The sequence below is a fragment of the Haemophilus parahaemolyticus genome (genome assembly GCF_018373095.1).
Taxonomy (GTDB): domain Bacteria; phylum Pseudomonadota; class Gammaproteobacteria; order Enterobacterales; family Pasteurellaceae; genus Haemophilus_A; species Haemophilus_A parahaemolyticus_A.
This window is the reverse complement of the sequence record NZ_JAHAHT010000044.1, coordinates 1-12867: the sequence shown is the minus strand read 5'-3', so window position 1 is coordinate 12867 and position 12867 is coordinate 1. Positions and strand designations below refer to the sequence as shown.

10 protein-coding genes, 1 tRNA gene and 1 pseudogene are annotated in these 12867 nt (G+C 38.0%); 6 read left to right on the top strand and 6 right to left on the bottom strand.

Features of this window, described 5'->3' with window-relative positions; all coding sequences use genetic code 11:
• Nucleotides 1-12 precede the first annotated feature (12 nt).
• From KH943_RS05850 to KH943_RS05835, 4 genes are all read left to right on the top strand, one after another.
• Nucleotides 13-88: transfer RNA gene (locus KH943_RS05850), tRNA-Lys, on the top strand.
• Between the two features lie 116 nt (nt 89-204).
• The gene (gene mltG / locus KH943_RS05845) at nt 205-1242 is read left to right on the top strand and encodes an endolytic transglycosylase MltG (RefSeq protein ID WP_304108847.1); all 1038 of its coding nucleotides are present in this window, start codon (nt 205-207) and stop codon (nt 1240-1242) included.
• Between the two features lie 14 nt (nt 1243-1256).
• On the top strand, nt 1257-1886 hold the full coding sequence (gene tmk / locus KH943_RS05840; RefSeq protein ID WP_304108850.1) for a dTMP kinase: 630 nt from the start codon (nt 1257-1259) through the stop codon (nt 1884-1886).
• The gene (locus tag KH943_RS05835) at nt 1883-2878 is read left to right on the top strand and encodes a DNA polymerase III subunit delta' (RefSeq protein ID WP_304108844.1); all 996 of its coding nucleotides are present in this window, start codon (nt 1883-1885) and stop codon (nt 2876-2878) included. Before tmk ends, KH943_RS05835 begins: the two co-directional genes overlap by 4 nt.
• A gap of 49 nt (nt 2879-2927) precedes the next feature.
• Here KH943_RS05835 and KH943_RS05830 read toward each other — a convergent pair whose 3' ends face one another.
• From KH943_RS05830 to asnC, 6 genes and pseudogenes are all read right to left on the bottom strand, one after another.
• The gene (locus KH943_RS05830; RefSeq protein ID WP_304108841.1) at nt 2928-6011 is read right to left on the bottom strand and encodes a type I restriction endonuclease subunit R; all 3084 of its coding nucleotides are present in this window, start codon (nt 6009-6011) and stop codon (nt 2928-2930) included.
• Nucleotides 6012-6077: 66 nt separating this feature from the next.
• Nucleotides 6078-6299: pseudogene (locus KH943_RS05825) on the bottom strand (hydroxyacid dehydrogenase); the annotation flags it as partial.
• A 15-nt stretch (nt 6300-6314) separates the two neighbouring features.
• Nucleotides 6315-7469: an AAA family ATPase gene (locus KH943_RS05820; RefSeq protein WP_118789255.1), complete on the bottom strand. Its 1155-nt coding sequence runs from the start codon at nt 7467-7469 to the stop codon at nt 6315-6317.
• 1 nt (nt 7470) lies between these two features.
• On the bottom strand, nt 7471-8577 hold the full coding sequence (locus KH943_RS05815; protein WP_304108836.1) for a restriction endonuclease subunit S: 1107 nt from the start codon (nt 8575-8577) through the stop codon (nt 7471-7473).
• 6 nt (nt 8578-8583) lie between these two features.
• Nucleotides 8584-10125, bottom strand: coding sequence for a type I restriction-modification system subunit M (locus KH943_RS05810; RefSeq protein ID WP_304108833.1), 1542 nt, complete (start codon nt 10123-10125; stop codon nt 8584-8586).
• Nucleotides 10126-10171: 46 nt separating this feature from the next.
• Nucleotides 10172-10636 carry a transcriptional regulator AsnC gene (gene asnC / locus KH943_RS05805; protein ID WP_040218903.1) on the bottom strand — a complete coding sequence of 155 codons (465 nt, stop codon included), beginning with the start codon at nt 10634-10636 and terminating at the stop codon, nt 10172-10174.
• Nucleotides 10637-10826: 190 nt separating this feature from the next.
• Here asnC and asnA point away from each other — a divergent pair, with 190 nt between their 5' ends.
• Together asnA and murI are read left to right on the top strand one after the other, a co-directional pair.
• Nucleotides 10827-11819 carry an aspartate--ammonia ligase gene (gene asnA, locus KH943_RS05800; protein WP_304108828.1) on the top strand — a complete coding sequence of 331 codons (993 nt, stop codon included), beginning with the start codon at nt 10827-10829 and terminating at the stop codon, nt 11817-11819.
• 104 nt (nt 11820-11923) lie between these two features.
• The gene (gene murI / locus KH943_RS05795) at nt 11924-12718 is read left to right on the top strand and encodes a glutamate racemase (RefSeq protein WP_304108825.1); all 795 of its coding nucleotides are present in this window, start codon (nt 11924-11926) and stop codon (nt 12716-12718) included.
• The last annotated feature ends 149 nt before the right edge of the window (nt 12719-12867 follow it).

The following is a 12867-nucleotide window of genomic DNA, read 5'->3' as shown; positions in this document are numbered from 1 at the left end:
ACATTCCCTTTTGGGTCGTTAGCTCAGTCGGTAGAGCAGCGGACTTTTAATCCGTTGGTCGAAGGTTCGAATCCTTCACGACCCACCACTTTATAAAAAATCTTAATTTAATTTTAATACAAATTAAAAGCTAAGATTTCATTTTTTCTTTTTTCTGCTTATAGTACAATTTCAGTTGAACATTTAGATTTTTGACAATAATTTATGTTAAAAAAAATACTTATTTCTCTCGGTATTTCAGCCGTTGTTGCTATTGGCATTTTAGGCTACGCTTATAAAAAAATTAACGATCTTATCCAACATCCTTTAACTATCCATTCCGACCAATTTTTTATCGTTGAAAAAGGCTCTTCCAGTCAAAAATTGGCGAAGCAATTGGAAGAACAAAGCATTGTAGAACACGCTGATGTAGCTCTGTTACCTTATTTAATTCGATTACATCCTGAACTTTCTCACTTCAAAGCAGGAGTATATTCGCTGAATGGTTTAAAAACCGTTGAAGATTTACTTAAACATCTTAATTCAGGTAAGGAAGTGCAGCTCAACGTGAAGTTTATTGAGGGAAAAACGTTCAAAACCTTCCGCGAGCAGCTAGAAAAGGCGAGCTATTTGGAGCAAACATTAACGAGCAAAAGCGAAGCAGAAATTGCAAAAATGCTTGGGCTCTCTTCAGAAAAATTGGAAGGTTGGATTTCACCTGATACCTACAACTACGTGCCTTATTCCACTGATTTTGAACTATTAAAGCGAGCTTATCAAAAGCAACAAAAAGCATTAGATGATGCTTGGCAAAATAGGGTGGAAAATCTACCGCTTGCAAACCCGTATGAGATGTTGATTTTGGCTTCCATTGTGGAAAAAGAGACGGGCGTAGCAAATGAACGTCCGCAAGTTGCCTCTGTGTTTGTGAACCGTTTAAAACAAGGTTGGAAATTAGAAACTGACCCGACCGTGATTTACGGCTTGAGTGAGCGTTATAATGGCAAAATCTACAAAAAAGACTTACAGGAAGCGACGCCTTACAACACTTACGTTATCGATGGTTTACCGCCAACACCCATTGCAATGCCAAGTGAAGCGGCATTAAAAGCGGTTTCTCAGCCCGACAGCACGCCTTACTTTTTCTTTGTTGCCGATGGTACGGGCGGACATAAATTTAGCCGTTCACTCAATGAACATAACCAAGCAGTGAAAGAATGGCGTAAAATTGAGCGTGAGCGTAAACAAACCGAACAAAAATAGGGAAGGATGAAATGATACGGGGTAAATTTATCGTGCTAGAAGGCTTAGAAGGAGCGGGAAAATCCACTGCTCATCAAGCTGTATTAGCAAAATTGGAAGAATTAGGTATTAAAGATGTGGTATTAACCCGCGAACCAGGTGGCACACCATTGGCGGAGAAATTACGCTATTTAATTAAGCACGATTTGGAAGAGCCGATTACCGATAAAGCCGAATTATTGATGCTTTATGCGGCACGTGTGCAGCTAGTGGAAAATGTGATTAAACCTGCTCTTGCCGAAGGAAAATGGGTGCTAGGCGATCGTCACGATATGTCATCGCAAGCCTATCAGGGGGGGGGCCGAAAGATTGAACGCAAGATTTTAGATAACCTAAAACGTACCGTGTTGGGCGATTTTGAGCCAGATTTAACGATCTATTTGGACATTGATCCTGTGGTTGGGTTGGAGCGTGTGCGTGGACGTGGTGAGTTGGATCGCATTGAACAACAGAGCTTAGATTTCTTCTATCGCACGCACCAACGCTATTTGGAACTCACCCAAAATAACGACAAAGCGGTGATTATTGATGCCGAGCAACCGCTAGAAAAAGTAACTGCTGACATCAAACAAGCGGTCGAAAATTTCGTGAAAAAAGCAAAATGACTGCGATTTCTCCTCAGCCACTCTACCCGTGGCAACAAGTGATTTATTCGTCCATCACCCAGCCTTTTAGCCAAGGGCGAGGGCATCACGCCTTATTGTTCAAAACCGAAGCTGGTTTGGGCAGTGAGGTATTGATTCGCCATTTTGCCCATTGGTTGCTTTGCCAGAATAAAAATGGCAATGAGCCTTGCCATCAATGCAAAAGTTGCCTGTTAGCACAAAGTGGCAACCACCCCGATTTTCACCAGCTTGAACCGATTGAAAATAGAGATATTGGTGTCGATCAGGTGCGTGATGTATTGGCGACTTTGCAACGCTTCGCTCAACAAGAAGGCAATATCGTGGTGTATATTCGCCAAGCGGAACGATTGACCGAAGCGAGTTGCAATGCGTTGCTGAAAACCTTAGAAGAACCGCACGAAGGCGTTTATTTTTTGCTAGAAACTGATTTGCAAGCTCCGATGATGGCAACCATTCAAAGCCGTTGCCAAACGTGGGTATTGCACGCTCCCGAAACACCTATCGCATTGCAATGGTTGCAAATGCATTGTCCGCAATTCAGCGAAACTGACATCGAAACCGCCTTGCGTTTATGCCACGGTCGTCCGTTAATTTGCAAAACTTTCTTAGAAAACGACCGCTTATCTGCCCGCAAAACCTTTTTGCAAACCTTCTGGCGTTTCTACAAAAACCGAGATCCATTTTTGCTACTCAGCCAGTTTGAAAAAGAGCAAGTACAGATGCCACTAGAATGGTTGCAAAGCTTTTTCAGCGATGCACTCAAAGCCAAAATGGGCATGACTACAGGTTGGGTAAATCACGATTTAGACAAAGGCATCTGGCTATTCAGCGATTCCCTTTCCGCTCAACAACTTCTCAAAGGTTACGATATCTTGTGTGAGACTGAAAAAAACATCAATGAAATCAATGCAGTAAACATTGAATTGATGTTGGCGAATGGCTTGACGAGATTGGTGTTAGAGGTGTTTTAATGAGAGATGAAATAAAATAAGAGGCGATTAGCCTCTTATTTTTATCTTACTAAATCTTTCCCCCAACCCCTTTAAATTTCTCTACAAATGCAGCAATTTTTTGGAAAATCGTCTGTTTTTTAGTGAGATATTGCGGATTAAGTGGACTCATTTTTGGCAATACTTCATTGAGTGCCGTGCCGTTTTCACTGGCATATTCGCGTTTTAGTGAAGTGCTGATATAGCGTTTTGCTGCATCGATATTCAAATTCTCTTCTTGAATTAAGGTTTCTGCTTCTTTTTGCTGTTCTGCTTGAGCAAATAGGAAGAATGAGTCAATTAAAGTTGCTTTATCGGGAATATCATCTAAATTTGTTTGGTTGATAAAATCGACAATCAAGCTCTCTTTAGCACGGTTACCCAAACTTGAACGAACTGTGCGGCGGATTTCATCAATTAACACCTCTTTGTCTTGGTTTTTCTTATGATGTTCGAAAATTAACGCAAGAATATAATCCAAATTGATTTCTTGAGATTTTAATAAATCCACTTCAAATACGACATCATCCCAGTTAATGGTTGAATTGTCTTTATCATTGCTTTCTTTTCGCTGGCGTAGCCAATCGCGAATATCATTATAAGTTGAACGATAATCTTGTTCCGCTCTTACTGGTAAAGTGGGTACTTTCAGCATTTCTACAATTTGTTCATCATTCACATAATGTACTTGCTTGAATTTCTCCATTGCAATCGGATCATTTAAATCGACCGTTTGTAAGGCTTGCAATGCTGCAAATTCATCGTAATTTTGCAAAATATTTTCAATACGTAAATATTCGCCAAATAATTTTACAAACTCTTTTTTATCTTGCTCTGTTTCGATTTCTGTTGGATTAGGAAAGCGATTTTGCAGTTCTTGAACAACCTCCAAATAACCACGTTGATTGTCATCACCGTTAAAATAGCTGTCGTAGCTTTTCTCTAGTACGACATTCTTTGTATTTTTATCGCCAAATAGCGTGATTGCATCAATGGTATTTTGTTCCAAATCTCGGAAAGTAACGATATTCCCAAAGGTTTTAGTGGTGTCATAAATGCGGTTGGTGCGAGAAAAAGCCTGCATTAATCCATGATAACGTAAGTTTTTGTCTACGAAAAGCGTATTCAACGTAGGGGCATCAAAGCCTGTTAAGAACATTCCGACCACAATCAGTAAATCCACTTCCTGATTTTTCACACGTTTGGCAAGATCGCGATAGTAATTTTGGAATGATTGACTATCTACGCCATAATTCGTGCCAAAGTAGTGATTGTAATCATCAATGGCTTTCGTTAAAAATTCTTTTGCCGTACTGTTTAGAGCGGTGGGTTCAAAGGTCTCATCTGGAATATCGCCAATCGCATCTTGTTCTTCATTTGCCGCAAAAGAGAAAATGGTGGCAATTCTTAACGGTTTTTCTTGTTCAGTCTGTAGATTTTGTAAAGTTTCGTAATAACGTTTTGCCGCTTCCACACTGCTTACCGCAAACATTGCATTAAAGCCTTTACCTGTAGCGTTCAAGCGGTGGGTTTTCTGTTTAAAATTGTTAAGCAAATATTGCGAGATTTCTTTAATACGCTCAGGGTGTAAAAAGGCTTGTTTCTGCTCAAGTGCGGTCAATTTTTCAGGATCTTTTTCTGTTTCTAAGGCTTTAAATTGTGGGCGGACATCATTGTAATCGACCTTGAATTTCAGTACTTTGTCATCACGAATAGCATCGGTAATCACATAAGAATGCAATTCCGTGCCGAACACGCTGGCTGTCGTTTCTGCACCTAAGGCATTTTCAGGAAAAATTGGCGTGCCAGTAAAACCAAATTGATAGAATTTTTTGAATTTACGTTTTAGATTTTTTTGTGCTTCGCCAAATTGGGAGCGATGGGCTTCATCAAAAATAAATACGACTTGTTTTTGATAAATCGGCAAATTCTCTTCCGATTTCATCAAATTATTCAACTTTTGAATGGTGGTTACGATAATTTTGTTATCATCTTTTTCAATATTGCGTTTCAGCCCTGCGGTACTTTCCGAACCATTCACGCTATCAGGCGAAAAACGCTGATATTCTTTCATTGTTTGGTAGTCTAAATCTTTACGATCGACCACAAAAAAGACTTTATCAATAAAATCAAGTTCAGTCGCAAGGCGAGAGGCTTTAAAACTGGTAAGCGTTTTACCTGAACCTGTGGTATGCCAAATATAGCCACCACTTTCTTTATTGCTCCAATTTTTGGCGTGATATGAACTTTTGATTTTCCACAAAATACGTTCTGTTGCGGCAATTTGATACGGACGCATAATTAATAGGGTATCGGATACATCAAACACGCAGTAATTTACCAACACATTGAGCAGAGAATGTTTTTGCAAGAATGTCGCCGTAAAATCCTTTAAATCTTTAATCAGAGTATTTTTTGCGGTTGCCCAATTCATTGTGAAGTCGTAGCTATTCTTATCGCGTTTGGTGGTATTGGCAAAATAGCGAGTATCCGTACCGTTGGAAATGACAAAGATTTGAATGAATTTAAAGAGGGAATTTTCTTTATTGAAACTTTCTTTGCTGTAGCGATGAATTTGATTAAAGGCTTCACGAATTGCCACGCCACGTTTTTTCAGTTCAATATGCACAAGGGGTAAACCATTTACCAAAATTGTCACATCATAACGATTATCATAGCTGCCAGTTTGCTCAAATTGATTGATGACTTGTAGAGAATTATTGGCAAGATTTTTCTTATCTAGCAAATAGATATTCTGAATGCGTCCATTATCGAACACAAAATCATAAATATAATCATCGTGAATTTTTCGGGTTTTATCAATCAGACTATCGCTCGATTTATCCAAATATTCCTCTAAAAAACGATGCCATTCCGCATCGGAGAAAACAACATTATTCAACCGTTGTAATTGAACACGTAAGTTTTTAATCAGTTCATCGTGATTATTAAGCTCTTGTAAATACTCATAGCCTTGTGCCAGTAAATCACGAATAAACTCACGCTCAAGACTGCCTTCCGTTTGGTAACCAGCATTAGGCTCTTTCACAAATTTATTATATTGATCTAAAACGATAAAATTATTGGATTCAGCGATGGTTTTGTATAGGGTCATGAGTGGTTCCTTAATTCTTTTACTTTTTTAGTTTTTGTAGGGTGGCTTTAGCCCACCGTTTTATTAATGTTTTACTTGATATTGTTTACCATCTTGGGCAGTTATTAAGTAATCCTTAATAACTGAATACTCATCTAACTCCTTGTCTTCTAATATATTTTTTATATGAGTGGTTATATTTGGTATAGAGGTGTTAAAAAGTTCCGCAAGCTGATTTTGGGTTAGCCAAGCCTCATTTTCAACAACTAATAAAGCAACGTGAGATTTACCGTCATCGGTGTTGTAGATAAATCGTTCATAATTTTACTTTGTTGTATTATCAATTTGTGGCTCTTTAATATTTTCTTCTATATAGAAACCGTAATTATTAATTAGATGTTCAAGTAAATATTTAACAATCTTCTTTTCGGCATCTGTTGGTTCAGCAATTATCTCATTTGATAACGTAGAGTGACTAGTAAAATTGATTATACGAGTGTAATAGCTTTGTCTTGCATCATCATTGGGTAATAGATTTGACCATCCTGAATAACCAAGAAAGTTGGCAGTTTTTTCATATAGATTTCTCAGTAACATGAAATGATATTTTTGAATATCTTTAGATTCAACTTCTTCAAGTAGATTTCGTAGAAAAAGATGATAGGAGAAACTTTTGTTTGAACCACCTTGTTTCTCCTCAAGATCAAATCTTTCGTTTTCATTTTTATTTTCATCTTTTCTTAGAATATAACCACTTTTTGCCCCAAGCTCATTATATAAAACGTTATAGAATAAAGGGTTGTGTGTAGTGATAATAAATTTTATAGTATTGGGACTATCTTTGACTAATTCCGCTAAATCAACAGCTAATTGAATAAGATGATTTTCATCTAATGAACTTACAGGGTCATCAATAAAAATATATTTAAGTTCATCAAATTCATTAGTAGTGCGTTCACTAGGCTCTGATATATTTAATTCTGCAACAACTTGTTCAATTAATGTATGAAAAATACTCCAAATAAAATTGCTTTCTTCCCCCTTCGATAGTTTTATATTTTCTTCAGGCGTATCATCTCCACGTGCAAAACTGAATGTAATTTGATTATTTTCAATATCAAATTTAGGCATAAGTTTCTCATCACAATAATGATGAAATTTTCCAATCACTTTGCCTTCATCCCCTTGATCTTTAATCAACCAACGAATAAAAGAATTTGGTTGAATCTTTAATTTTGGTTCGGTGTCATTAAGTAGATCATTATCCCAATAGAATAAATCTTCGGTAAATGCATTGAAATAAAGTACTTTTCTTCGTGTTAGCTCTTCTTCATTGCCATGATTTTCTTTAGGTACTATAAGATTCTTAAAGACTTTTGATAAACGGGTTTTTCCACTTCCATTAAAGGCGTAAATTAGATTAACCTTTTTATTAGAATCTCTTAACTGTTTTGCAATTTCGTCTAAACTTTTAGTCATATTATTCTCTGCCTGGGAAATTCAATAACAATTCTCTGTAATATTCATACCGTTTTTGGCTTTGCTCAATCGATAAAGGTAAACCTTCAGTAATGGAGTTGGTGAGAGCTTCAAATTTATCGAGGATTGAAACGATGCGGTGTTGTTCTTCGATTGATGGAACAAAAATAGGAATTTCATTCAAAATAGCTTGTGTTAAGCTCGGTCTGCCTGAGCCTGTATCCAATTTTGTTAAATCTACCGTTTTCATAAAATGATAAAAGTATTTTGGTAAAATTTGAGTTGTGTCAATTTCTGTATAGTAAATCGTATCAACGTTCCAAAATGGTTCTTCAAGGTAAAATATGTTTGTAATAGTTCCTTTTCGTGGAATTAATACTGTAGGTTTATCGTATGAATATGTATCAACATATCCCATAATCCCACCTGAACCATATATTGGAATATTACCTTCCCCAAGATGTTTCCAATCTTTTCCATTTTTGATTTTAGCCACATCAATAAGTTTCTTCTTCCCCCCCCCCGAATTTAATTGTTCTAAACTATCAAAAGATAATAATTTTTCTCGATAGTATTCATACTGCTTCTGGCGTAGTATAAGCTCGCTGGTAAGCTCGCTGGTAAGCGCTGTCAATGCGTCCAAAATTCGGACGATTTCGGTTTGGACGGAGAGTGGGGGGATGGGGATAAGTAAATTTGCTAAATCTGATTTAGCTAAAGCAGGAATTCCAGCTCCATATTGATTTTGCATAAATTTAACTTGATTCATTTTAAGAAAATGATACGCATAACGTTTTTGAACTAATGTTTCATTAGTTTTTACTACATAAGCATGCGCACCAGCAAAAAATGGTGTTGTCATCCAATTGACATAACCTGCACTCGCACCACCTTGACTAATTACAATTGTATTCGCCTCATTATTATATTCGTGCCAATAACCTGAAGGATTGATTCCTCCATTTATTACGGGGTATTCTCCCGTTTCAGTTAAAAGTGCTTTATTAAGCTGTTTTCCTTTTTCTATTTCTGAAACTTCACAAAGTTTCTTCCACTCAACCTCAGCCCCATTCAATAATTTTTCTAAAAAAGTGCGGTTGTTTTTCATGGTGTTTTACCCCTCAATCTCCGCCACAATCTTATCAATCTCGGCACGCAAGCGGTCGATATTGGCTACAGTTTTACGAATTTCCGCATTGAGTTCATCAATATTAATCACTTCGCGAGTGTTTTTTTGTTCCACATACGAACTCACTGCAAGGTTGTATTCATTTTTGGCGATTTCTTCAATGGGAACTAATTTTGCCAAATGCGGCACATCTTCTTTATCGGCAAACAGTTTGAGAATTTGCTCAATATGTTCCTCTTCCAAAATATTGTTATTAGTGGCGGATTTAAATAAACCGCTGGCATCGATAAATTGAGTTTGGGTATTGGGTTTGTGCTTGGAAAGCACCAAAATATTCACGGCAATACTGGTGCCGTAAAATAGATTAGGTGCAAGGGCAATCACGGTTTCCACAAAATTGTTTTCCACCAAATATTGGCGAATTTTTTGTTCCGCACCGCCGCGATAAAAAATGCCGGGGAAGGAGACAATCGCCGCGCGGCCTTTGCCTGAAAGATAGCTTAATGCGTGTAAAATAAAGGCAAAATCCGCTTTGGATTTTGGTGCAAGTACGCCAGCAGGGGCGAAGCGTTCATCGTTAATCAGTGTTGGATCATCAGAGCCAATCCATTTCACGGAGTAAGGTGGATTAGAAACAATAGCATCGAAGGGTTTATCGTCACCAAATTGCGGATTCATTAAGGTGTTGCCAAGGGCGATATCAAACTTGTCGTAGTTGATGTTATGCAAAAACATATTCATACGGGCAAGGTTATAAGTGGTGTGATTAATTTCCTGCCCGAAGAATCCTTCTTCAATGATGTGTTCATCAAATTGTTTTTTGGCTTGTAACAATAAAGACCCCGAACCTGCCGCTGGGTCATAAATTTTATTGACCTTGTCTTGTCCATATAAAGCCAGCCTAGCAATTAGTTTGGAAACGCATTGTGGCGTAAAGAACTCGCCACCTGATTTACCCGCATTAGCAGCATAGTTGGAAATTAAAAATTCGTAAGCATCGCCGAATAAATCAATGTGGTTATCTTCAAAGTTACCAAAATCTAACTCGGCAACGCCTTTTAATACCGCAGCTAGACGGGTGTTTTTATCAGCAACGGTATTACCCAAGCGATTGCTAGTGGTATCAAAATCAGCAAATAAGCCTTTGATGTCTAGTTCGGAAGGGTAGCCAGTAGCGGAGTTTTCAATATCGCTAAAAATTTGTTTAAGTTCAGTATTAAGGTTTGGATTGGTGTTCGCAGTCGCCACTACGTTTTTGAATAGCTGACTTGGATAAATAAAATACCCTTTGGTTTTTATGGCGTCAATTTTAATTTCAGGTGTGATGATTTCATCAGGCAATTCAGCGTAATTCACGCTTTCATCATCCGCTTCAATATAATTGGTAAAGTTTTCACTAATAAAACGATAGAAAAGTGTGCCAAGCACATATTGTTTGAAATCCCAGCCATCGACTGAGCCTCGAACATCATTAGCAATTTGCCAAATACGACGTTGAAGTTCGGCACGTTGTTGAATTGCGGTCATTTGGTCTTCCTTTGTATTTTAAAATGGGATGAATTGTACTATATTTTTACGGTGCAATCCCTCGTAAAATCGGATTCTGCATCGAGATAAGTGTTTCTGTCGATTGAATCTCATCAATGCTTTGGATTTTACCCGCAAGCACTTGGTGAAGCTCCTCGATGGTGTGGGTCATTACTTTGATGAAAATGGAGTAATTGCCCGTGGTGTAGTAGGCTTCAACCACTTCGGGGAAGTCGTTGAGTTTGGCGATCACTTTTTCGTAATCTTTTGCCGATTTGAGGATGATGCCGATAAAACAGCAGACGTCGTAGCCCAATTTGCGTTCGTTGATTTTGAGTTGTGTCGCTTCGATCACGCCCGATTGTCGCATTTTTTCCACGCGAACGTGGATAGTTGCAGCGCTCACGCCCGATTGCTTGGCGATTTCGGTGTAGGGCGTTTTGGCATCTTTCACTAAGGCACGTAAAATTTGTTGATCGAGCTGGTCGATGGGTTGTTTGAAAGCGGTCAAAATTTCCTCACAATTTACAATTTGTTAAATGATATTTAAAATTTAGCATAGATTATTAAATTCTATCTAATCTTATTTTTGATTTATTGTAATTTTATCTAAAAAAGATTGAGTTTTTTAAGAATTCCTTTAAATTGAACGCCATTCCGTTAAACGACATCAAAATTTTATAGAAAAAGGTAGGAAACAGATGAAAAAATCATTTATTTTGCAACAAAACGAAATTAGCTTTGTAAAAAACACGTTTACACAATATTTAATCGATAAATTAGGCGTGATTGAGGTACAAGGCCCGATTTTGAGCCAAGTAGGCAATGGAATGCAAGACAACTTATCAGGGATCGAAAAAGCGGTGCAAGTAAATGTGAAATGTATTCCAGGTGCAACGTTTGAGGTGGTACATTCATTAGCGAAATGGAAACGCCACACGCTCGGTCGTTTTGGTTTCCAAGAAGGCGAAGGTTTGTTTGTGCATATGAAAGCGCTTCGTCCAGATGAAGACTCGCTTGATCCAACTCACTCAGTTTATGTGGATCAGTGGGACTGGGAGAAAGTGATTCCAGCAGGTCGTCGTAACTTTGATTACTTAAAAGAAACGGTAAACGAGATTTACAAGGCAATTCGTTTAACCGAATTAGCGGTGGAAGCACGTTTTGATATTCCATCCATTTTACCAAAACAGATTACTTTTATTCACAGCGAAGATTTAGTGAAACGTTACCCAGATTTATCGGGTAAAGAGCGTGAAAATGCTATTTGTAAAGAGTATGGTGCGGTATTCTTGATTGGTATTGGTGGTAAATTATCGGATGGTAAACCGCACGATGGTCGTGCACCAGACTACGATGACTGGACAACAGAATCAGAAAACGGCTACAAAGGTTTAAATGGCGATATTTTGGTATGGAACGATCAGTTAGGTACAGCTTTTGAACTTTCTTCAATGGGTATTCGCGTGGATGAAAAAGCGTTACGCTTACAAGTGGAAATTACGGGAGACCAAGATCGTTTAGAGATGGATTGGCATAAAGAATTATTAGCAGGTAAATTACCTTTAACCATCGGTGGTGGTATTGGTCAATCTCGCTTGGCAATGTTCTTACTTCATAAACAACATATCGGAGAAGTGCAATCAAGTGTATGGCCACAAGCGATGTTAGAGAAATATCAAAACATCCTTTAATCAATAAGAGAAATGAAACCCCAGACGAATGTTTGGGGTTTTGTTTTTCTTGAACGAAAAGGGAGAAGAGAGTAGCATTTGCGGGAATTTATTGAGTAAAAAATATGAAACCGACTATTCTCTTATATGATTCTGGCATTGGTGGTTTGACGATTTATGATGAAGTGCGAAAAGCCTTGCCGAATGCCCATTATTTATATTGCTTTGATAATGCGTTATTCCCTTATTCGGAAAAATCGGAGCAGGAATTGATTACACAAGCGGTCAAAATTGTGCAAAAGATTGCAGAAAAACAACCGCTTGATTTGGTGGTGGTAGCGTGTAACACCGCAAGCACGGTGGTATTGCCTGCTTTGCGAGCAAATTTTACTTTCCCAATTGTGGGAACTGTGCCTGCGATAAAGCCTGCGGCGAAAATATCTGAGACGAAAACGATCGGTCTATTGGCGACGGTGGGGACGATCAAACGTCCTTATGTGTTGGATTTGATTCAGAAATATGCTTCGGATTGTGTGGTAGAGAAGATTGGGCAAACAAAAATTGTGGAACTTGCCGAAGAAAAATTATTGAATGGCAAAGTAGATGTAGATGCTCTGGCTGATTGCGTGAAAGAGTGGAAAGTGCATTCAAAATTGGATACGGTGATTTTGGGCTGTACGCATTTTCCTTTTTTAAAAGCCGAATTGCAGCAGATTTTGCCGAAAGTGAAGTTTTTTGTCGATTCGGGCGAGGCGATTGCGAAACGAGTGAAGTCGTTAATTGCCGAAAAATCTAATTTTAATGGCAAACAGGAGGTAAAAAATCAGGCATTCTGCACAAAATTGACCGATGATTTTGCCGAACGTAAGAAAATTTTAAAACAGTGGGGCTTTGAAAGCTTAAATGTGATTGAGATTTAACGCTAGAAAAACGGCAAAAATGGATGGTTATTCATACTTTTCGCATAAAGTTTCCACAAGCGGTAAATTTTTTAAAATTTTTTGCAAAAAGTGCTTGCACGGTTTTGATTTTTCTCTATAATGCACCACACACAACGACGCACTGTTGT